We start from the raw sequence: 21,314 nt of genomic DNA, 5'->3' as shown, positions 1-21,314 counted from the left end.
GCCCGAGCGCGAATCCAAGCCCGCCCAGGCCCTGCGCCGGATCACGGGCGCGGCGCTCGGCCCGTACCAGAGCGCAATCGTCCGTATCGGCTTCTCCGCGACCTGGCTGCTCTTCCTGCTGCGCGAGCTGCCGCACCGCCGTGAGCTGTACGGCCCGGACGGCCCGTGGAGCTGGGACATGGCCCAGCGGCTCGTGGACGGCAACCACGCCTTCACGGCGCTGCTGTGGACCAACAGCACGCTCTGGTTCGAGACCGTCTACGCCGTCGCCGTGCTCTCCAGCGCCCTTCTGCTGCTCGGCTGGCGCACCCGGACCATGTCCGTGCTGTTCATGGTGGGTGTCCTGTCGCTGCAGAATCGGTCCGTCTTCATGGGGGACGGCGGCGACAACGTCATCCATCTGATGGCGATCTATCTGGTGCTGACCCGCTGCGGCCAGGTCTGGTCGCTGGACGCACGGCGGCGCGAGCGGGCCGCGGCGCGGGTCGCTCGGACCGGTGAGCCGGTGGTGGACCGGGTGGGGCCGGTGCTGTGGGCCGTCGTCGGTGTCTGCCTCCTCACCGTGACGCTGCTCGGCGACGCGAGCGGCGGCTGGCTGCTGATCTTCTGGGGTCTGTGGGCGGTGCAGGCGCTGTGGTGGGCCGCCGGGCGGTACGGGCAGGGCGATCCGCGCGCCCTGCTCGACGTCGTCGCCAACCTCGCGCACAACGCCACCATGGTCGTGATCATGGCCGAGGTCTGTCTGATCTACGCGACCGCCGGCTGGTACAAGATCCAGGGTTCGCGCTGGCAGGACGGCACCGCGCTCTACTACCCGCTGCACCTGGACTACTTCTCGCCCTGGCCCGCCCTGTCGGACATCCTCGGCGGCAGCGGCCTGATCGTCATGCTGCTCACCTATGGAACGGTCGCCGTCCAGGTCGCGTTCCCGTTCACGCTCTTCAATCGGCGGGTCAAGAACGTCCTGCTGGTGGCGATGATGATGGAGCACGCCGGTATCGCTCTGCTGCTCGGGCTGCCGTTCTTCTCGCTCGCGATGATCGCGGCGGACGCGGTGTTCCTGCCGACCGGGTTCCTGCGGTGGCTGGGCGGGCGTGCCGGGCGGTTGCGCGAGCGGCTGGCGCACCGGGTGGCCCCGCGGGGGCGTGCGGACGAGGAGCAGCGGCCCCGTACGCTCGTGGCGTGAGCAGCGAGACCAGCCCCAGCCCTTCCTCCGGCGCCGAGATCCCGGCGCCGGAGCCGCTTCAGTACGACGACGGCTTCGCGCCCGAGGTCGGGGTGGGGCCGCACCCGCTGCCCTGGCCGCAGGGGGAGCGGTACGACCCGGAGCTGCTCGCGCACGGCGACCGGCGCAACGTCGTCGACGCCTACCGCTACTGGACGCGGGAGGCGATCGTCGCTGACCTGGACACCCGCCGCCACGACTTCCATGTGGCGGTGGAGAACTGGGGCCACGACTTCAACATCGGTTCTGTCGTACGGACCGCCAACGCCTTCCTCGCGAAGGAGATCCACATCGTGGGGCGGCGGCGCTGGAACCGGCGCGGCGCGATGGTCACCGACCGCTACCAGCACGTACGCCACCACCCCGACACCGAGTCGCTGACGGCGTGGGCGGCGGCCGAGGGGCTGGAGATCATCGGGATCGACAATCTGCCGGGCGCGGTGCCGCTGGAGCGCACGGTGCTGCCGCGACGGTGTGTGCTGCTGTTCGGGCAGGAGGGGCCGGGCCTGACCGAGCAGGCGCGCGAGCACGCCTCGGCGGTGTGCTCGATCGCCCAGTTCGGCTCGACCCGGTCGATCAACGCGGGCGCCGCGGCGGCGATCGCGATGCACGCCTGGGTGCAGCGCTACGCCACCATCCCGGACCCGGCGCTCTGAGACGAGGCGGCCGGGTCCGGTGCGGGCGTCCGCCACGCGCGCGTCAGGCCTGGCGGCGGACCTCCACCACCCGGAAGCGGTTGGCCACGAACGCGCTGTCGCACAGCGCCGCGTTCGCCGCCGGATTGCCGCCGGAGCCGTGGAAGTCGGAGAACGCCGCCGTCTGGTTGACGTAGACGCCGCCCGTCAGGTTCAGGGACAGCTGGGCGGACTCCTCCAGGCAGACCGCCTCGACCGCGCGCTCCACCTCCTGCGACGTCGTGTACGCGCCGACGGTCATGGCGCCCTTGTCGCGGACCGTGCGCCGCAGCAGCTCCAGCGCGCCGTCCGTGGAGTCGACGGCCACGGCGAAGGAGACCGGGCCGAAGCACTCCGACAGGTAGGCCGCCTCCGCGTCCGGCTTGGCGCCGTCCAGCTTGACGATCACGGGGGTGCGCACCACCGCGTCCGGGAACTCCGGGTTGGCGATCTCGCGTGAGAGCAGGGCGACCTCGCCGAGCCCGGACGCGGCCTCCAGTCGTGCCTTCACATCGGGGTTGACCAGGGCGCCCAGGATGGCGTTGGCGCGCGCGTCGTCGCCGAGCAGGCCGCCGACCGAGGCGGCGAGGTCGGCCACCACCTCGTCGTAGGACTTCTCGCCCGCGTCGGTGCTGATGCCGTCGCGGGGGATCAGCAGGTTCTGCGGGGTGGTGCACATCTGGCCGCTGTAGAGGGACAGCGAGAAGGCCAGGTTGGAGAGCATTCCCTTGTAGTCGTCGGTGGAGTCCACCACGACCGTGTTGACGCCGGCCTTCTCGGTGTAGACCTGCGCCTGGCGGGCGTTGGCCTCCAGCCAGTCACCGAACGAGGTCGAACCGGTGTAGTCGATGATCTTGATTTCGGGGCGGACGGCCAGCGTCTTGGCGATGCCCTCGCCGGGCCGCTCGACGGCCAGGGCCACCAGGTTCGGGTCGAAACCCGCCTCGGCCAGGACCTCGCGGGCGATCCGGACGGTCAGAGCCAGCGGCAGCACCGCGCGCGGGTGCGGCTTGACCAGGACGGGGTTGCCGGTGGCCAGCGAGGCGAACAGGCCCGGGTAGCCGTTCCACGTCGGGAAGGTGTTGCAGCCGATCATCAGCGCGATGCCGCGGGCGGCCGGAATGAAGGTCTTGCTGAGCTCCAGCGGGTCGCGCTTGCCCTGCGGCTTGGACCAGTGCGCCGCGTCCGAGGGGGTGCGGGTCTGCTCCCGGTAGGCGTACGCCACCGCCTCCAGGCCGCGGTCCTGGGCGTGCGGGCCACCCGCCTGGAAGGCCATCATGAAGGCCTGCCCGCTGGTGTGCATGACGGCGTGCGCCAGCTCCGGGGTGCGGGCGGAGACGCGGGAGAGGATCTCCAGGCACACCAGGGCGCGCAGCTCGGGCCCGGCCTCGCGCCAGGCGCCCATGCCGGCCTTCATCGCCGGCAGCAGCACCTCCAGGTCGGGGTGCGGGTAGGTGATGCCCAACTCCGTCCCGTACGGGGAGACTTCCGCGCCCGTCCAGTCGTCGGTGCCGGGCTGGTCCAGGTCGAAGCGGGAGCCGAGCAGGGCGTCGAAGGCGGCCTTGCCGTCGTGCTCGTACGCCTTGGGATGCTCGGGGTGGGGGGACCAGTACGCACGCGTGCGGATCGCTTCCAGGGCCTGGTCGAGCGTGGTCCGGTGGGACTCGGTGAGCTGCTGGGGGCTGAGCTGGGCGGCCATACGGACCAACTCCTCGTCGAGCTGGGCAGGGACGGGCGGACAGAGTTAGAGTAACCGAACGATCGGTCGGGACAAGGGGGTCCGTCGAACCTGTGGACAACGCATCGGGGAGGATCGCGTCATGACCGCCATCGAACCAAGCCCTGCCGTCGGACCGGACCGGGCCGTCGCCGTCGTCGGCACCGGGACCATGGGGCAGGGCATCGCCCAGGTGGCCCTGGTGGCCGGGCACGCCGTGCGGCTCTACGACGCCGTCCCCGGCCGCGCGCGCCAGGCCGCCGGGGCCATCGCGGCCCGCCTGGAGCGGCTGGTGGAGAAAGGCCGGATCGCGCCGGCCGACCGCGACGCCGCGCTTGCCCGGCTGCACCCGGCCCAGGAGCCGGCCGAGCTCGCGGACGCCGCGCTGGTCATCGAGGCGGTCCTGGAGCAACTCGACGTCAAGCAGCGGCTCTTCGCGGACCTCGAGGACATCGTCGCCGAGGACTGTCTGCTCGCCACCAACACCTCCTCGCTGTCCGTCACCGCCGTCGCGGGCGGCCTGCGCCATCCGGGCCGCTTCGTCGGACTGCACTTCTTCAACCCGGCGCCGCTGCTCCCCCTCGTCGAGGTCGTCTCCGGCTTCGCGACCGAGGAGGCCGCCGCCACGCGCGCGTACGAGACGGTCAGGGCCTGGGGCAAGACCCCGGTGCGGTGCGCCGACACCCCGGGCTTCCTGGTCAACCGCATCGCCCGGCCCTTCTACGCCGAGGCCTTCGCCGTGTACGAGGAGCGCGGCGCCGACCCCGCCACCATCGACGCCGTGCTGCGCGAGAGCGGCGGCTTCGCCATGGGACCCTTCGAGCTGACCGACCTCATCGGCCAGGACGTCAACGAGGCCGTGACCCGCTCGGTGTGGGAGGCCTTCTTCCACAGCCCCAAGTTCACCCCCTCGCTGGCCCAGCGCAGGCTGGTCGAGGCGGGCCTGCACGGCCGCAAGAGCGGACGCGGCTGGTACGGCTACGGGGAGGGCGCGGCGCGCCCCGAGCCGCACACCGCCGGGCCCGCCGAGGCGCCCGCGGCCGTCACGGTCGTCGGTGACCTCGGCCCCGCAGCCGAGCTCGTCGCGATGATGCGCGAGGCCGGGATCGAGGTGAAGAGCGTCGAGTCGGGCGGCCCCTACATCGGGCTGCCGGGCGACGGCCAGCTCGTCCCCGCCGACGGGCGCACCTCCGTGGAGTACGCGGACGTCGTCTACTTCGACCTCGCCCTCGACTACCGCGGCGCGACCCGTGTCGCGCTCTCGGCGAGCGAGGACACCTCCGCGCGCGCGGTGAGCGAGGCCGTCGGCCTCTTCCAGAAGCTCGGCAAGAAGGTCAGCGTCATCGGGGACGTGCCCGGCATGATCGTGGCGCGTACCGTCGCGATGCTCGCGGACCTCGCCGCCGACGCGGTCGCCCGGGGCGTCGCCACAGCCGAGGACGTCGACACCGCGATGCGCCTGGGCGTCAACTACCCGCTCGGGCCCGTCGAGTGGAGCCGCGGGCTCGGCCGGGACTGGGCGTACGACCTGCTGTCGGCGATGCACGAGCGCTGCCCCACCGGACGGTACGCGCCCTCGCTCGCCCTCTACCGGCAGTCGTACAGCAACGGCGAGGAGGCCGCCTCATGACCACCGCCAAGCGGGACACGTACACCCCGGAGACCCTGCTCACGGTCGCCGTGCGGGTCTTCAACGAGCGCGGTTACGACGGCACCTCCATGGAGCACCTGTCCAAGGCGGCCGGCATCTCCAAGTCGTCCATCTACCACCATGTGGCAGGCAAGGAGGAGCTGCTGCGGCGGGCCGTCAGCCGGGCCATCGACGGCCTTTTCGCCGTGCTGGAGGAGCCCGGCGCAACCCGCGGCCGGCCGATCGAGCGGGTCGAGCACGTCACTCGGCGTACGGTCGAGGTGCTGATGGCGGAGCTTCCGTACGTCACGCTGCTGCTGCGCGTACGGGGCAACACCAAGACCGAGCGCTGGGCGATGGAGCGCCGCAGGGAGTTCGACCAGCGGGTCTCCGACCTGCTCAAGGCCGCCGCCGCCGACGGTGACCTCCGTTCCGACATGGACATACGCCTGGCGACCCGGCTGCTCTTCGGCATGGTGAACTCGCTGGTGGAGTGGTACCGGCCGCAGCGCGAATCGGAGGCCGAGCGCGCCCAGGTCACCGAAACCGTCGTCCAGCTCGCCTTCGACGGGCTGCGCACCCACTCCTGACGCGCGCGTGGCGTTGATGCGCGCCCGGGACCCCGATCACCATCCACGGTCATGAAAACCGCGCGCACCGCCGTTTCCCCTGGTGCCGTCGTGTCCGGTACGGCCGCGAGCACCCGGCGCACGTGTGTCGGCGCGTCACCGTCCCTGTGTGCCGTGACGCTGCTCGCGGGAGCGACGCTGCACGGCTGCGGCGAGGACGGTGGCGGCGGCGAGGCGAAAACAAGCACCGCACCTGACCGGCACACCGGACGGCAGGCGGGTCCGGGCGCCTACGGCGTGCCGGTGCCCGGGTCCAGGTCGGTCTCCTCGAAGACCAGCAGCGTCCGGGTGGACAGCACCTCGGGGATCGACTGGAGCTTGGTCAGGACCAGTTCGCGCAGCGCCCGGTTGTCCGGCGAGTGCACCAGCAGCAGGACGTCGAAGTCGCCGCTGACCAGGGCGATGTGCGCGGCCCCCGGCAGGGCCTGGAGCTGCTCGCGGACCGTGCGCCAGGAGTTCTGCACGATCTTGAGCGTGATGTAGGCGGAAGCGCCCTGCCCCGCCCTCTCGTGGTCCACGCGCGCGGTGAAGCCGCGGATCACCCCGTCGTCCAGCAGACGGTTGATCCGGGCGTAGGCGTTGGCGCGCGACACGTGCACGCGCTCGGCCACGGACCGTATCGACGCGCGCCCGTCGGTCTGGAGCATGCGCAGGATGTCGCGGTCCACGGCGTCCAGCGGCCGTGCCGCCGGGCCCTGGCCCTCGTCGGCCATTTGTTCAGCTGCCATGTCCCCCCGCCTCCCTAGCATGGACGACCTGTCTCTATCCCAGGCTGTGCAGAACCGTTTGTCCACAGGCTCGCGGTGCCTGTAGCCAAAATGCGCTCTCGACCGAACAATCGGTAGGTGAGGCGCATCACACTGCCGTGCCTCCTTCCCGCTCTCACGAGGAGGTGCTTCGTCATGACGGTCCAAGAGCTGCCCGGTGCCGGTGCCGCCGCCTACCGGCCCACCCCTCCCCCCGCCTGGAGGCCCCGCACCGACCCCGCCCCGCTGCTCCCGGACCCCGAGCCGTACCGCGTGCTCGGCACGGACGCCCCGCTCGACCGCACGCTGATGCTGCGGCTGTACGAGGAACTGGTCCGCGGCCGGCGGTACAACGCGCAGGCCACCGCCCTCACCAAGCAGGGGCGCCTCGCGGTCTACCCGTCCTCCACCGGCCAGGAGGCCTGCGAGGTCGCGGCGGCGCTGGTGCTCCAGGAGCAGGACTGGCTCTTCCCCAGCTACCGGGACACCCTGGCCGCCGTCGCCCGCGGACTCGACCCCGTACAGGCCCTTACCCTGCTGCGCGGCGACTGGCACACCGGATACGACCCGCACGAGCACCGCATCGCCCCCCTGTGCACCCCCCTCGCCACCCAGCTCCCGCACGCGGTGGGCCTGGCGCACGCGGCCCGCCTCAAGGGCGACGACGTGGTGGCGCTCGCCATGGTCGGCGACGGCGGCACCAGCGAGGGCGACTTCCACGAGGCGCTGAACTTCGCGGCCGTCTGGCAGGCCCCGGTCGTCTTCCTCGTACAGAACAACGGCTTCGCCATCTCCGTGCCGCTGGCCAAGCAGACCGCGGCCCCCTCCCTCGCCCACAAGGCCGTGGGGTACGGGATGCCGGGCCGGCTGGTCGACGGCAACGACGCGGCGGCGGTCCACGAGGTGCTGGCCGACGCCGTCGCGCGCGCCCGCCGGGGCGGCGGCCCCACCCTCATCGAGGCCGTGACGTACCGGATCGAGGCGCACACCAACGCCGACGACGCCACCCGCTACCGGGTGGACGCCGAGGTGGCGGCGTGGCGGGATCACGACCCGATCCAGCTCCTGGAGGCCGAGCTGACCAGCCGCGGATTCCTCGACGAGAGCGGGAAGAAGGCCGCGGCCGAGGGGGCGGAGCGCATGGCCGCATCCCTGCGCGAACGGATGAACGCGGACGCGGAACTCGACCCCATGGACCTGTTCGCGCACGTCTACGCGGAGAAGACCGCCCAGCTGCGCGAACAGGAGGCCCAGCTGCGGGCCGAGCTGGCGGCGCACGAGGACGAGGAAGAGGGGCAGCGATGACCACGGTCGCGGCGAAGCCCGCCACCATGGCGCAGGCGCTGCAGCGCGCCATGCGCGACGCGATGGCCGAGGACCCCACGGTCCATGTCCTGGGAGAGGACGTGGGCACGCTCGGCGGGGTCTTCCGGATCACCGACGGGCTCGCCAAGGAGTTCGGCGAGGACCGCTGCACCGACACCCCGCTCGCCGAGGCCGGCATCCTCGGCACGGCGGTCGGCATGGCGATGTACGGGCTGCGGCCCGTGGTGGAGATGCAGTTCGACGCCTTCGCCTATCCGGCGTTCGAGCAGCTGATCAGCCATGTCTCCCGGATGCGCAACCGCACCGGCGGCTCCATGGGCATGCCCCTGGTGGTGCGGGTGCCCTACGGGGGCGGGATCGGCGGTGTCGAGCACCACAGCGACTCGTCCGAGGCCTACTACATGGCGACCCCCGGCCTGCACGTGGTGACGCCCGCCACCGTCGAGGACGCGTATGGGCTGCTGCGCGCGGCCATCGCCTCCGACGACCCCGTCGTCTTCCTGGAGCCCAAGCGGCTCTACTGGTCCAAGGCCACCTGGTCGCCGGACGCGCCCACCGAGGTCGCGCCCATCGGCAAGGCGGTCGTGCGCCGCCCCGGCCGCAGCGCCACCCTGATCACCTACGGCCCCTCCGTCCCGGTCTGCCTGGAGGCGGCCGAGGCCGCCACCGCCGAGGGCTGGGACCTGGAGGTCGTCGACCTGCGCTCCCTGGTGCCCTTCGACGACGAGACGGTGTGCGCCTCGGTGCGGCGTACGGGCCGGGCCGTCGTCGTCCACGAGTCGACCGGCTTCGGCGGCCCCGGCGGCGAGATCGCGGCCCGGGTCACCGAGCGCTGCTTCCACCACCTGGAGGCGCCGGTGCTGCGCGTCGCCGGGTTCGACATCCCGTACCCGCCGCCGATGCTGGAGAAGCACCACCTCCCGGGCGTGGACCGGGTCCTTGACGCGGTGGCACGGCTGCAGTGGGAGGCGCAGAGCTGATGCCCAAGGTCCTGGAATTCAAGCTGCCGGACCTCGGCGAGGGCCTGACCGAGGCGGAGATCGTGCGCTGGCTGGTGGCGGTGGGCGACGTCGTGGCCATCGATCAGCCGGTGGTCGAGGTCGAGACCGCCAAGGCGATGGTGGAGGTGCCGTGCCCCTACGGGGGCGTGGTGACGGCCCGCTTCGGCGAGGAGGGCACGGAGCTGCCGGTCGGCGCGCCGCTGCTGACCGTCGCCGTCGGAGCGCCCGAGGCGGCCGACGCGGCCGACGCGGAGTCCTCCGAGTACTCGGGCAATGTCCTGGTCGGCTACGGCACCGGTGAGGCCGTACGGCGGCGGCGCCGGGTGCGCCCGGCGCCGGTCGGCTCGACGCCGGGGGGTGCGGAGCCCTCCGGTACGCGGGTGGCGTCCTCCGCCCCTTCGAAGGGGCCTGCGCCCGCCGTAGCCGCCGTATCCGCCGCGCCGGTCTCGCCGGGGGACGGGCCCGTACCCGTCATCTCGCCCCTCGTACGGAAGCTGGCGCGGGAGAACGGCGTAGATCTGCGCGCACTGACCGGCTCCGGGCCGGACGGGCTGATCCTGCGCGGCGACGTGGAGTCGGCGCTGCGGGAGGCGGACCGGCCGGTGCCGACGCCGGAGCGGGCCGCCACGGGCACGGCCTCGGCAGCCGGGACGCGGGTACCGCTGCGCGGGATACGGGGCGCGGTCGCCGACAAGCTGACCCGCAGCCGTTCCGAGATCCCCGACGCCACGTGCTGGGTCGACGCGGACGCCACCGAACTCATGGCGGCGCGGGCCGCGATGAACGCGGTGGGCGGTCCGAAGATCTCCGTCCTGGCGCTGCTGGCCAGGATCTGCACGGCGGCCCTCGACCGCTACCCCGAGCTCAACTCGACGGTGGACACGGCGGCCCGGGAGATCGTGCGGCTGTCTGCCGTGCACCTGGGCTTCGCCGCCCAGACCGAGCGGGGTCTGGTCGTGCCGGTGGTCCGGGACGCGCAGACGCGCAGCGCGGCGTCGCTGAGTGAGGAGTTCGCGCGGCTGACCGAGGCGGCCCGGGCGGGCACGCTGACGCCCGGCGATCTGACCGGGGGCACCTTCACGCTGAACAACTACGGGGTGTTCGGGGTGGACGGCTCCACCCCGATCATCAACCACCCCGAGGCGGCGATGCTCGGAGTCGGCCGGATCATGCCCAAGCCGTGGGTGCACCGGGGTGAGCTGGCGGTACGCCAGGTGGTCCAGCTGTCGCTGACGTTCGACCACCGGGTGTGTGACGGCGGCACGGCGGGCGGCTTCCTGCGGTACGTGGCGGACTGCGTGGAGCAGCCGGCGGTACTGCTGCGGTCGCTGTAACCCGGACGGAGACGGCCGGGAAGGGGGCGGCCGGGAAGCGGGTGCGGACGCCGCTCCCCTTTCGCGCATGGGCCGCCCCCTGGTGCCCCGGCCTCTGTGCGGCTCCCGGCTGCCCCTCGTACGTCGTGCACCCATACTGCTGGGATGACGACGCCCTATGACGCCATCGTGCTCGCCGGAGGGGCCGCGCGGCGGCTCGGTGGGGCGGACAAGCCCGGGGTGCGGGTGGGCGGCAGGGCGCTGCTCGACCGGGTGCTCGCCGCCTGTGCCGGGGCCGGGGTCACCGTGGTCGTCGGGGAGCCCCGCACCACGGCGCGGTCCGTGCGGTGGACGCGGGAGGAGCCGGCCGGCGGCGGGCCCCTCGCCGCCCTCGACGCGGGGATCCGGCAGACCACCGCCCCCCTGGTGCTCGCGCTCTCCGCCGACCTGCCCTTCCTGGGCGCGCCCACCGTCACGGCCCTGCTCGACGCGCTCGTCACGGGCGGACACGAAGGCGTCCTGTGCGTCGACGAGAGCGGGCGGGAACAGCCGCTCGTCGCCGCCTACCGGGCCGAGCCGCTCCGCCGCGCGCTCGCCCTCGTCGCGGCCGAGCACGGAGGCCTGGCAGGTCTCCCCCTGCGGCTGCTGACCCGGAAGCTCGGCCTCGCCCACCTCGCCGCCCCCCAGCCCCTGGCCTCCTTCGACTGCGACACCTGGGAGGACATCGCGACGGCCCGGGCCCGGATCAGGGAGCATGGGAACGTGCTGGACGAATGGATCACCGCAGTCAAGGACGAACTCGGCATCGAACTGGACGTCGACACCGGCGTGCTGCTCGACCTGGCCAGGGACGCCGCCCATGGAGTGGCCCGGCCGGCCGCCCCGCTCACGACGTTCCTGGTCGGCTACGCGGCGGCCAAGGCGGGCGGGGAGGGCGCCGACGTCGCCGAGGCGGCCCGCAAGGCCGCCGCCCTCGCCACCCGGTGGGCCGCCGAGAAGGACGAGCTCAACCCGTGACGGGCGCGGAGCCGTCCGTGTCGTCCGTCGACGACGAGGTGGAGGAGGCGCTGGCCCTCGTGAGTGCTCCCGTTCCCGCTCCCGTGCCCGCACCGGACTCCAGCCGCAGCCGCCGCGACCGCCACCGCGCCGCGCCCTGGCACCACGCCAGGGACGCCGCCGTCGCGGCCGGCCGGGCGGCGCCCCGCCGCAGCCACCGGGTGCCCCTCGACCGCGCCCTGGGCGAAACCCTGGCCGCCCCTCTCACGGCTCTCACCGATCTGCCGTCCTTCGACACCTCCGCCATGGACGGTTGGGTCGTGGCGGGCCCCGGGCCCTGGCAGATCCGGGACACGGCCGACGGCATCCTCGCCGGACACGCCGCGCCCGCCGCGCTGGCGGACGGGGAAGCCGTACGGATCGCCACCGGTGCGCGTATCCCCGCCGAGGCGACCGCCGTCATCCGCAGCGAGCACGCGCGTACGGACGAGGCCAAGGCGGTACTCCATGCCCAGCGGGAGGTCGTCACCGGGCAGGACATCCGCCCGCGCGGCCAGGAGTGCCGTTCCGGGGACCGGCTGCTGCCGGCGTCCGCGCTGGTCACCCCGGCCGTGCTGGGGCTGGCGGCGGCGGCCGGGTACGACGAGCTGAGCACTGTGCCACGGCCCCGCGTGGAGATCTTCGTTCTCGGTGACGAACTGCTGGCCGAGGGGCTGCCGCGCGAGGGGCTGATCCGGGACGCCCTGGGGCCGATGCTGGGCCCCTGGCTGCGGATGCTCGGCGCCGAGGTCGTCGCCACGCGGCGGCTCAAGGACGACGCCGAGGTACTCCGTGCGGCCGTGGAGGGCTCGGCGGCCGACCTGGTGGTGACGACCGGCGGTACGGCGGCCGGACCCGTCGACCATGTGCATCCCGTGCTGCGGACGATGGGGGCCGAGCTGCTGGTGGACGGGGTCGCCGTCCGCCCCGGGCATCCCATGCTGCTGGCCCGGATCGCCGCCGGGAAGCACCTGGTGGGGCTGCCCGGCAATCCGCTCGCGGCCGTCTCCGCCCTGCTCACCCTCGCCGAACCGCTGCTGCGGGAGCTCGCGGGATACCCGGGTGGTGCCGCGTCCACCGGTCCGTACACCGCCGCGCTGCGCGACGAGGTGCACGGGCATCCGTACGACACCCGGCTCGTGCCCGTGGTGCACCGGGGCGATGAGGCCGTGCCGCTGCACTACAACGGCCCGGCCATGCTGCGCGGGATCGCGGCGGCGGACGGGCTGGCGGTCGTACCGCCCGGCGGGGCGAAGGCGGGGCAGCACGTCGAGGTCCTGGATCTTCCGTGGGGACAACTGGGAGCGGGAGAAGGGTGTTTCACGTGAAACATGGGGGTGCGGGCGCCGTGGAGAGGGCGCAGCCGACGCATTGTTCGCTGCGTCCGGCCTCAAGTCGCCTGCGGCGGACGGGTGTTTCACGTGAAACACCGCGCCTGCACCTCACGCGCCCGAACCTCACACGCCCGCACCCCAACTCCCCTGTCAACGAGCGGTGTTTCACGTGAAACTGCCCGGCCAGGACGTCATGGCCCGGCAGGCGGGCGAGAATCTGGTCACTCGGCGGGTGAAACTGCCGCGCCGGGTGGTGGACCGGCCGTTGCGGCAGGTCGGCAAGCGGCTGCTGATGGCGCTCGGCGTGCTGGTGCTGACCACCTTCATCGTCTGGATCGACCGTGCTGGCTACCACGACAACGCCGACGGCTCACTGGATTTGATGGACGCCGCGTACTACGCCACCGTCACGCTCTCCACGACGGGGTACGGCGACATCGTCCCGTACGGCGACAGTGCGAGGCTCACCAACATCCTGCTGATCACGCCGCTGCGCGTGCTGTTTCTGATCATCCTGGTCGGTACGACTCTTGAGGTCCTCACGGAGCGGACCCGGGAGGAGTGGCGGCTCAACCGCTGGAAGGCGAACTTGCGAGACCACACCGTCGTCGTCGGCTTCGGGACGAAGGGCCGTTCGGCGATCCAGACGCTCTGCGCGACCGGGCTGAAGAAGGAGCAGGTCGTCGTCGTCGACCCCAGTGCGAAGGTGATCGAGGCCGCCAACGCCGAGGGGTTCGTCGGGGTCATCGGGGACGCGACGCGCAGTGATGTGCTGGTGCGCGCGGAGTTGCCGAGGGCCCGGCAGGTCGTGATCGCCACCCAGCGCGACGACACGGCGGTGCTGGTGACGTTGACGGCACGCCAGCTCAACCGGGGGGCGAAGATCGTCGCGGCGGTGCGGGAGGAGGAGAACGCCCCGCTGCTGCGGCAGTCCGGGGCGGACGGGGTGATCACGAGCGCGAGCGCGGCGGGGCGGCTGCTCGGGCTCTCCGTGCTCAGCCCGAGCGCGGGCGCGGTGATGGAGGATCTGATCCAGCAGGGCAGCGGACTCGACATCGTCGAGCGGCCGGTGCGCAAGAGCGAGGTGGGGCGTGGGGTCCGGGAGACGGAGGACCTCACGGTGAGCGTGCTGCGGGGGCACCGGCTGCTGGCGTACGACGACGTCCGGGCCAGCCCGCTCCAGCTGACGGACCGGCTGATCACGATCGTACGGGCGGGCGGGGCGGCCTCGGCGGGCGCGGCGGAGTAGCGTCGGCCGCATGCATGCGATCACGATTCCTGAGCCGGGTGGTCCCGAAGCGCTGGTGTGGGCCGAGGTGCCCGACGCCGTGGCGGGCGAGGGCGAGGTCCTCGTCGAGGTGGCGGCGGCGGCCGTCAACCGTGCGGATGTGTTGCAGCGGCAGGGGCACTATGAGCCGCCGCCGGGCGCGTCCCCGTATCCGGGGCTGGAGTGCTCCGGGCGGATCGCGGCGCTCGGGCCCGGGGTGTCCGGGTGGTCCGTCGGCGACGAGGTGTGCGCGCTGCTGAGCGGTGGCGGGTACGCGGAGAAGGTGGCGGTGCCGGTGGGGCAGTTGCTGCCGGTGCCGGAGGGTGTGGAGCTGACGGTGGCCGCGTCGCTGCCCGAGGCCGTCTCCACGGTGTGGTCCAACGTGTTCATGGTGGCCCATCTGCGGCCCGGCGAGACGCTGTTGGTGCACGGCGGGGCGAGCGGGATCGGCACGATGGCGATCCAGCTCGCCAAGGCGGTGGGGGCGCGGGTCGCCGTCACGGCGGGTGGCCTCGAGAAGCTGGCGCGGTGCGCGGAGCTGGGGGCGGACATCCTCATCGACTACCGCGAGCAGGACTTCGTGGAGGAGATCCGCAAGGCGACGGACGGGGCGGGGGCGGACGTCATCCTCGACATCATCGGGGCGAAGTATCTCGACCGGAACGTACGGGCGTTGGCCGTCAACGGGCGGCTGGCCGTCATCGGGATGCAGGGCGGGGTGAAGGGCGAACTCAACCTCGGGGCGCTGATGGCGAAGCGGGCCGCGGTGACGGCGACGACGCTGCGGGGGCGGCCGGCGGAGGAGAAGGCGGCGATCGTGGCGGCGGTCCGGGAGCATGTGTGGCCGCTGATCCCCGCCGGGCGGGTACGGCCGGTGGTGGACCGGACGGTGGGGATGGCCGACGCGGCCGAGGGACACCGGGTGCTGGAGGCCAGCGGGCATGTGGGGAAGGTGCTGCTGGTGGTCTGACGGCCTCCCCGTCGAGCCCTGGGGGGGGAGTGGGGGTGGGGCAAGGAGGTTCCCCGGGGACTGCGTCCCCGGGCCCCTGGGCGGGGGCCTCGCCCCCTGCGCCCCTGGCGGCGTCCCGGTTCCTGCGTCCCTCGCGGACCCGCGCCCCTGAACCCCGCCACAGCACCCGGAAACCGGCTCCAGAGCCCCGTTCGGCCTCGCCGGGGTCCAACCCCCCCGCACCCCGGCGCCGCCGGCCCGTAGGCGGCCCGCCCCGGCCCTGGGGTGGCCCGGGGAGGGGTCAAAGGCCCCTCCCCGTCGGCCGCTACAGGTACGGGCCCCCCGTCCGCACCCCCGGGCCCTCCTCGTCGTCGTGGGACGTTCCCGGGGGGAGGGCTCGGCGCATCTGTTCCAGTTGGGCCCGTGCCGCCATCTGCTGGGCGAACAGGGCCGTCTGGATTCCGTGGAAGAGGCCCTCCAGCCAGCCCACCAACTGGGCCTGCGCGATCCGGAGTTCCGATTCGGAGGGGATCGCCTCGTCCGTGAAGGGGAGCGAGAGGCGTTCCAGCTCCTCGACCAGTTCGGGGGCCAGGCCGTCCTCGAGTTCCTTCACCGAGGAGGCGTGGATGTCCTTCAGGCGTACACGGCTCGCCTCGTCCAGAGGCGCCGCGCGCACTTCTTCCAGAAGTTGCTTGATCATGCTGCCGATCCGCATGACCTTCGCGGGCTGTTCGACCATCTCCGTCACCGGGACCTCGCGCGACTCGTCGTCACCGCCGCCGATGGCCATACCGTCCTGTCCGACGACCAGGATGTGGGGGCTGTCCGGCGACTCTTCGTTCCTCGGCATCTCCATGCCGTCCATTCTCTCGCACACGTGCCTCACATCACGTTGTGCCCCCGGGGAGGTGTGATCCACCCCTCGGGGAGGGGCTGAGTGGGAGCGGGAGCACGCGTCGGTCAGGGGCGGCGCAGGCGCAGGGCCAGGAACGCCAGACCCAGGCCCGTCAGAGTCAGGCCCGCCCCCATCGACAGGACATGGACCCGCAGCTCCGACGTGGTGGACAGGTCCGACGGCCGGCCCTTGCGCGCCACCGCCGGACGCGCGCTCGGCTGTGGTGGCGGGGTGGGCGACCGGAACGCGTCCGCGATCGGCTGCGCCGACTCGTCCGGTACGTACGGGAGGGTTTCCGGCGGGCGGCCCGGCCGGGCCCGGCCCTCCCCGGCCCGGTTGCCCGCGAACCGCTCGTCGAGCGGGGCGGACGGCGGCGCCGGGTCCTCGGCGTACGCGGGCGGGGTCACGAGCAGCAGGCCCGCCAGCGCCGCACCCGCGCCGAGCGTCCCGACCGCCGCCCGGAGCCGTGTCCGGAGCCCTGAAGCCATGCGGTCAGCGTCACACGGGGCGCCGGGGCGGGCATCCCGGGTGCGTCAGCCGGGTGCCCCGGGCGGTACGGAGGCACTGCCGCGCCCGTACGCGTACTACTGCTGCGGCGGGTTGCCCGAGGACAGCGTCAGAGTGAACTGGGCCGTCTTGGGGTCGACGTCGGTGCCGGAGGCCGGGAACTGCGTGACGACCGTGTCCTGGCCCCACTGGCCGTTGTCCACCGTGTTGGTGTCGACCTTCCAGCCCGCCGCCTGGATGCACAGCTTCACCGACAGGATGTCCTTGTAGGTGAAGTCCGGCGCCTGGACCTTCGAGGGGTCGAGCGCGGACTTCTGCGGGCTGGTGCACTTGGTGGTGTCCAGCGTGCGGCTGCGCTCGGGGCCCTTGTGGCCGGCGACGGCCGCACCCGTGGGCTTGTCGCCGCCGTCCTTCGAGTCGTCGCCCGTGTTCAGCGTCAGCGCCGTGATCAGGCCGCCGACCGCGAGGAGCGCCACCGCGATCGCACCCACGATCACCGGGGTGTTCCGCTTCGAGGAGGGCGAGGACGGGCCGCCCGCCGGGGCGCTGGGGGAGATCGTGTACGGCGGCGGGGTGTGCTGCGCCGGCATCGGCGCCTGCTGCGGGTAGCCGTACGAGGGCTGCGGCGTGGGGGCGGGCGTCGGCGGGCCGTACGGGCTCGGCTGGTACGGCGTCTGCACGCTGCCCGGGTAGCCCTGCTGCGCGGAGGCGTCCAGCGGCGGGAAGACCGTCGCGCCAACGCCCTGGCCGCTGGAGACCGGGCCGCCGCCGGTGATCACCGGGGCGGCTCCCGTCTGGCCGCTGGCGGAGATCCGGGCGATCTCGTCGCGCATCGCGGCGGCGTTCGGGAAGCGCTCGTTCGGGTTCTTCTTCAGCGCGCGGGCCACCAGCGCGTCCACGGCCGGCGGGATGGACCGGTTGACCGAGGAGGGCGCGACCGGCTCCTCCTGGACGTGGGCGTACGCGATCGCCAGCGGGGAGTCCGCGTCGAACGGGATCCGGCCGGTGATCAGCTGGAAGAGCATGATGCCGACCGAGTACAGGTCGGAGCGGGCGTCGACGCCCCGGCCCAGGGCCTGCTCGGGCGAGAGGTACTGCGGGGTGCCGACGACCATGCCGGTCTGGGTCATCGAGGTGACACCGGACTGCATGGCGCGCGCGATGCCGAAGTCCATGACCTTGACCACGCCGCGCTTGGTCACCATCACGTTGCCGGGCTTGATGTCGCGGTGGACCAGCCCCATCTCGTGGCTGACCTCAAGGGCGGCGAGCACGTCGGCGGTCATCTTCAGCGCCTTGTCGGCGGGCATCGCGCCGTACTGCTGGATGTCGGTGTGCAGCACCGAGCCGAGCGGCTGGCCCTCCACGTACTCCATGACGATGTACGGCATCATCGCGCCGCCCAGCTCGTCCTCACCGGTGTCGAAGACCGACACGATGTTGGTGTGCTGGAGCTTGGCTACGGCCTGCGCCTCGCGCCGGAAGCGTTCGCGGAACGACGCTTCCCGGCCGAGTTCGGTGTGCAGGGTTTTGATCGCGACCTGGCGGTCCAGCGCGGCGTCGTACGCCAGGTAGACCGAGGCCATGCCGCCTTCGCCGAGGAGGTCGCGCAGCTGGTAGCGCCCGCCCGCGATGGAGCCGCCCGCATAGCGGCCCTGTGCGCCGTCCTGGCTCATGACTGTGCATCCCCCTTGGCCGCGGTGGCCAGAATGATCCTGCGAATTTTCGAGCCAAGTCTGCCCGAGGGGTACGACACGTCAAGCCGGGTGCCCGTTCCGTGACCGTACGCGCAAGAAGCGTCTCGTAAGCGTTACAGGAATCGCATGGAATTTGCATGGGTACACGCGGAACCGATTGGCTGGCCGGTCCATCCCGAACCGGCGTCCTGTACGAACGCTGTAGCGTGCACTACTGCACAACCGTAAGACCTTGAGGAACCACCGCTGACGCGGCCAGACACGACGGCGAGGACTGATGGCACCCGAACCCGAGGGAAGCGGCGCCGGGATGCCCGATGCGCAGGACCACGAGTCGTGGGTCGGCGGACTCGTCGGTGACGGCCGCTACCGGCTGACGCACCGGCTGGGCCGGGGCGGCATGGCGGAGGTCTTCGCCGCGGAGGACGTACGGCTCGGCCGTACGGTCGCGGTGAAGCTGCTGCGCGCCGACCTCGCCGAGGACCCGGTCTCCAAGGCCCGCTTCACGCGCGAGGCGCAGTCGGTGGCCGGGCTCAACCACCACGCGGTGGTGGCGGTCTACGACTCCGGCGAGGACGTGGTGGGCGGCCAGACCGTCCCCTACATCGTGATGGAGCTGGTCGAGGGCCGCACCATCCGCGATCTGCTGGTGCAGGCGGAGGCGCCGCCGACGGAGCAGGCGCTGATCATCGTCTCCGGAGTGCTGGAGGCGCTGGCGTACTCGCACCAGCACGGCATCGTGCACCGCGACATCAAGCCCGCGAACGTGATCATCACGCACACCGGTGCCGTGAAGGTGATGGACTTCGGCATCGCGCGCGCCCTGCACGGCGCCCAGTCGACGATGACGCAGACCGGCATGGTCATGGGCACCCCGCAGTACCTGTCGCCGGAGCAGGCGCTCGGCAAGGCCGTCGACCACCGCTCCGACCTGTACGCCACGGGCTGCCTGCTGTACGAACTGCTCGCGCTGCGCCCGCCCTTCACCGGCGAGACACCGTTGTCGGTGGTCTACCAGCACGTGCAGGACACCCCGGTGCCGCCGTCGCAGGTGGCTTCCGTGGCGCCGCCGGAACTCGACGGCCTCGTCATGCGTTCTCTCGCCAAGGACCCGGACGACCGTTTCCAGTCCGCCGAGGAGATGCGCGGCCTGGTCCAGTACGGACTGCAAATGCTCCAGGCGCAGGGCGGCCACACCGGCACCTGGAACACCGGCCCGGTCGAGGTCATGCACGACGTCGGCCGGACCGCCGCGATGGGCATGACCGCGCCGACCACGGCCATGGGCCACCCCGGGCACGGGGAGACCTCGCAGTTCCGCGGCCCGATCCTGCCGCCGATGAACCCGGACGACGGCGGCTACGACGGGGGTTACGGCTCCGGCGGCTACAACAACGGCGGCTACAACGGCAGCGGACCGCGCTCGGGCGGCGGTCGGGGCAAGGTCATCCTGTTCGTGGTGCTCGCGATCATCGCGATCGCGGCGGGTGTGGCGTTCGCGATGAAGGCGGGGGACAAGAAGGACGGCGACCAGACGCCGAAGAAGCCGGCGGTCTCCCACTCCCCGTCGCCTTCCGACGAGTCGAAGACGTCGCCGTCGCCCGACGACCAGGCCAGCCGCGGCCAGGACCAGACGTCGACGAGCGGCGGCAACTACCCGCCGCCGTACACGCCGTCGCCCAAGCACACCAAGAAGCACTCGCCGTCGCCCGGCACCAACCAGGGCAGCACGTCCGGGACGAGCCAGGGCACGACCTCGGGCACCGACCAGGGCACGACGTCCGGGACGGACCAGGGGACGACCTCGGGCACGGACCAGGGCACGACGTCCGGGACGACCTCGGGGACGGATCAGGGCACGACGTCGGGCACGACGTCCGGGACGAGCACGGGCGCGACGACCGGGACCACCACCGGGACGAGCCAGGGAACGACCGCCGGTACGACCGACGGCGGGACGGGCGACACCAAGGGCACGACGACCGGCGCGACGACGGGCGGCCCCTCCCCGAAGACCTGACCGGGGCGCGGCGGGCGGGCGGGGCTAGTCCGCGAACGCCTCGCACACCGCCTCGTACTCGCGGGTCCACCAGACCGCCAGGGCCGACGCCGCAGGGAACTGCGGGTCGGCCCTTCGGTCGTGGAGCAGATAGCGCCAGCGCAGGATCCAGAAGTCGTTGAGCCGCTCCCACCACACGCGGTGGACGGCGGCGGCGAGTTCGGCCGGGTCCGCGCCGGTGGCCTGCCGGTACGCGCGCGCGTACGCGCGCACCTTGTCGAGCTCCAGCTCTCCCGCCGGGCGTACGAAGAAGATGACCGCGGCCCGTACCGCCTCCTCCGCCCGGGGCTGGACGCCCAGGCGGTCCCAGTCGACGATCGCGGCGGGCTCCTTGCCGCGGTAGAGCAGGTTCAGCGGGTGGAAGTCGCCGTGCACCCAGGCGCCGGCCTTCTGCGGGGGCGGGCGGCGGTGGGCGTGCTGCTCGATGAGGTGGCGGCGCTCGCGCAGCCGGTGCTCGGCGAGTTCGTCGAAGCAGTCGCGGGGGCGGCTGCGGCGAGCGAGGGTGAGCAGGTCGTCGATGAGGGCGAAGGTGTCGGCGGGGTCGGCGCTGGGGTGGTCGGCGGTGGGGCCGCGTCCCTCCATGACCTGTTCCAGGCAGATGTGGACGAGCCCGAGCAGCGCGCCGAGCCGCCCCGAGCCGACGGCGCCCAGCTGGGCGCCGTCGCGGTGGCGGCCGTGGACCCAGGGGTGCAGGGCGTAGCAGCGGCCACCGAGGACGGTGACGGTGTCGCCGTCGGCGTCCGGTACGGGGGGTGCGACGGGGACGCCGAGCGCCTGGAGGCTGCGGGTGGCGTCGTGCTGGCGGACGATGGCCTCGCGGTCCCCGTCGAGGTGGTGCTTGAGGAAGAACTCGCCGCGGGTGGTGGCGAGGCGGTAGCCGCGGTTGAGGAGACCCTGGGCGACGGGTTCGCAGGTGAGGGGCTCGCCGAGGGACGCGTATCGGCGCAGCAGGTTCCTCACGGGCGGGCTTGCATATGAGCGCGGCACGCGCCAGATGTTAGATCACGGGGAGTGGTGGGGGTGTGGCTCTGGGGATTCGGGTGGTGGTGGGGGTGGGAGTGGTGGTAGGGGCCACTGCGTGGCTCTGGGGGCGGTGGGAGGGGGCGGGGTGGCGGGGCTTGGTTGTGGGCTGCGGGCCGGTGGGGGCTGGTCGCGCAGTTCCCCGCGCCCCTATGGGGGTTGCGTGGCTCGGGTGGGCAGCGCCTCCGGGGGCTTGTTGTTCGTCTGACGGCCGGTGGGGGCTTGTCGCGCAGTTCCCCGCGCCCCTTGGGGGGCCGGGGAAGCCGGGGAGGGTAGCCCGGGGTGCTCCG

The 21,314-nt window shown here is 72.8% G+C and carries 18 protein-coding genes; 12 read left to right on the top strand and 6 right to left on the bottom strand.

Going from position 1 to position 21,314, the window contains the following annotated elements; all coding sequences use genetic code 11:
* The first annotated feature begins 31 nt into the window (after nucleotides 1-31).
* Complete coding sequence (locus ACZ5ID_RS05885; protein ID WP_468894208.1) at nucleotides 32-1,186, top strand: HTTM domain-containing protein; 1,155 nt, start codon at nucleotides 32-34, stop codon at nucleotides 1,184-1,186.
* Nucleotides 1,183-1,881: a TrmH family RNA methyltransferase gene (locus tag ACZ5ID_RS05880; protein ID WP_468893814.1), complete on the top strand. Its 699-nt coding sequence runs from the start codon at nucleotides 1,183-1,185 to the stop codon at nucleotides 1,879-1,881. Before ACZ5ID_RS05885 ends, ACZ5ID_RS05880 begins: the two co-directional genes overlap by 4 nt.
* A 43-nt stretch (nucleotides 1,882-1,924) precedes the next feature.
* Here ACZ5ID_RS05880 and paaN read toward each other — a convergent pair whose 3' ends face one another.
* Nucleotides 1,925-3,598 (bottom strand): phenylacetic acid degradation protein PaaN, encoded by a 1,674-nt coding sequence (gene paaN / locus ACZ5ID_RS05875; protein ID WP_468893812.1) that lies wholly within the window; start codon nucleotides 3,596-3,598, stop codon nucleotides 1,925-1,927.
* Nucleotides 3,599-3,719: 121 nt separating this feature from the next.
* Here paaN and ACZ5ID_RS05870 point away from each other — a divergent pair, with 121 nt between their 5' ends.
* Together ACZ5ID_RS05870 and ACZ5ID_RS05865 are read left to right on the top strand one after the other, a co-directional pair.
* Nucleotides 3,720-5,246 (top strand): 3-hydroxyacyl-CoA dehydrogenase, encoded by a 1,527-nt coding sequence (locus ACZ5ID_RS05870; RefSeq protein ID WP_468893810.1) that lies wholly within the window; start codon nucleotides 3,720-3,722, stop codon nucleotides 5,244-5,246.
* Nucleotides 5,243-5,836, top strand: coding sequence for a TetR/AcrR family transcriptional regulator (locus ACZ5ID_RS05865; RefSeq protein ID WP_468893807.1), 594 nt, complete (start codon nucleotides 5,243-5,245; stop codon nucleotides 5,834-5,836). Before ACZ5ID_RS05870 ends, ACZ5ID_RS05865 begins: the two co-directional genes overlap by 4 nt.
* Nucleotides 5,837-6,105: 269 nt before the next feature.
* Here ACZ5ID_RS05865 and ACZ5ID_RS05860 read toward each other — a convergent pair whose 3' ends face one another.
* A complete protein-coding gene (locus ACZ5ID_RS05860) occupies nucleotides 6,106-6,603 on the bottom strand; it encodes an Lrp/AsnC family transcriptional regulator (RefSeq protein WP_468893805.1) in 498 nt (165 codons plus the stop codon).
* Nucleotides 6,604-6,777: 174 nt separating this feature from the next.
* Between ACZ5ID_RS05860 and pdhA the strand changes: the two genes are divergently transcribed.
* The 7 genes from pdhA (at nucleotide 6,778) to ACZ5ID_RS05825 (ending at nucleotide 14,867) form a co-directional block, all read left to right on the top strand.
* Entirely contained in the window at nucleotides 6,778-7,926 is a 1,149-nt protein-coding gene (gene pdhA, locus ACZ5ID_RS05855; protein WP_468893803.1) for a pyruvate dehydrogenase (acetyl-transferring) E1 component subunit alpha, read from the top strand.
* A complete protein-coding gene (locus tag ACZ5ID_RS05850) occupies nucleotides 7,923-8,927 on the top strand; it encodes an alpha-ketoacid dehydrogenase subunit beta (RefSeq protein WP_406556767.1) in 1,005 nt (334 codons plus the stop codon). The genes pdhA and ACZ5ID_RS05850 overlap by 4 nt, the downstream gene beginning before the upstream one ends.
* Nucleotides 8,927-10,282 (top strand): dihydrolipoamide acetyltransferase family protein, encoded by a 1,356-nt coding sequence (locus tag ACZ5ID_RS05845; RefSeq protein WP_468893801.1) that lies wholly within the window; start codon nucleotides 8,927-8,929, stop codon nucleotides 10,280-10,282. Before ACZ5ID_RS05850 ends, ACZ5ID_RS05845 begins: the two co-directional genes overlap by 1 nt.
* A gap of 144 nt (nucleotides 10,283-10,426) precedes the next feature.
* Entirely contained in the window at nucleotides 10,427-11,278 is an 852-nt protein-coding gene (locus tag ACZ5ID_RS05840; RefSeq protein ID WP_468893799.1) for a DUF6457 domain-containing protein, read from the top strand.
* A complete protein-coding gene (locus ACZ5ID_RS05835) occupies nucleotides 11,245-12,624 on the top strand; it encodes a molybdopterin molybdotransferase MoeA (protein ID WP_468893797.1) in 1,380 nt (459 codons plus the stop codon). Before ACZ5ID_RS05840 ends, ACZ5ID_RS05835 begins: the two co-directional genes overlap by 34 nt.
* 175 nt (nucleotides 12,625-12,799) lie before the next feature.
* A complete protein-coding gene (locus tag ACZ5ID_RS05830) occupies nucleotides 12,800-13,879 on the top strand; it encodes a potassium channel family protein (RefSeq protein WP_468893795.1) in 1,080 nt (359 codons plus the stop codon).
* A gap of 10 nt (nucleotides 13,880-13,889) precedes the next feature.
* Complete coding sequence (locus ACZ5ID_RS05825; RefSeq protein ID WP_468893793.1) at nucleotides 13,890-14,867, top strand: NAD(P)H-quinone oxidoreductase; 978 nt, start codon at nucleotides 13,890-13,892, stop codon at nucleotides 14,865-14,867.
* Between the two features lie 304 nt (nucleotides 14,868-15,171).
* Here ACZ5ID_RS05825 and ACZ5ID_RS05820 read toward each other — a convergent pair whose 3' ends face one another.
* From ACZ5ID_RS05820 to ACZ5ID_RS05810, 3 genes are all read right to left on the bottom strand, one after another.
* Nucleotides 15,172-15,702 (bottom strand): bacterial proteasome activator family protein, encoded by a 531-nt coding sequence (locus ACZ5ID_RS05820; protein WP_468893791.1) that lies wholly within the window; start codon nucleotides 15,700-15,702, stop codon nucleotides 15,172-15,174.
* Nucleotides 15,703-15,806: 104 nt separating this feature from the next.
* Nucleotides 15,807-16,229 carry a hypothetical protein gene (locus tag ACZ5ID_RS05815; RefSeq protein WP_468893789.1) on the bottom strand — a complete coding sequence of 141 codons (423 nt, stop codon included), beginning with the start codon at nucleotides 16,227-16,229 and terminating at the stop codon, nucleotides 15,807-15,809.
* A 96-nt stretch (nucleotides 16,230-16,325) separates the two neighbouring features.
* Nucleotides 16,326-17,924 (bottom strand): protein kinase domain-containing protein, encoded by a 1,599-nt coding sequence (locus ACZ5ID_RS05810; protein ID WP_468893787.1) that lies wholly within the window; start codon nucleotides 17,922-17,924, stop codon nucleotides 16,326-16,328.
* A 298-nt stretch (nucleotides 17,925-18,222) separates the two neighbouring features.
* On the opposite strand from ACZ5ID_RS05810, the gene ACZ5ID_RS05805 reads away from it, so the two are divergent.
* Nucleotides 18,223-19,965 (top strand): protein kinase domain-containing protein, encoded by a 1,743-nt coding sequence (locus ACZ5ID_RS05805; RefSeq protein WP_468893785.1) that lies wholly within the window; start codon nucleotides 18,223-18,225, stop codon nucleotides 19,963-19,965.
* Between the two features lie 24 nt (nucleotides 19,966-19,989).
* Here the strand turns inward: ACZ5ID_RS05805 and ACZ5ID_RS05800 are convergent, their stop codons facing one another.
* Nucleotides 19,990-20,991 carry a phosphotransferase gene (locus ACZ5ID_RS05800; RefSeq protein ID WP_468893783.1) on the bottom strand — a complete coding sequence of 334 codons (1,002 nt, stop codon included), beginning with the start codon at nucleotides 20,989-20,991 and terminating at the stop codon, nucleotides 19,990-19,992.
* Nucleotides 20,992-21,314 lie beyond the last annotated feature (323 nt).

It is taken from the genome of Streptomyces sp. NPDC031670 (assembly GCF_055580545.1).
Note: the sequence above shows the minus strand (reverse complement) of the source record. Positions and strands in the feature narration are given on the sequence as shown.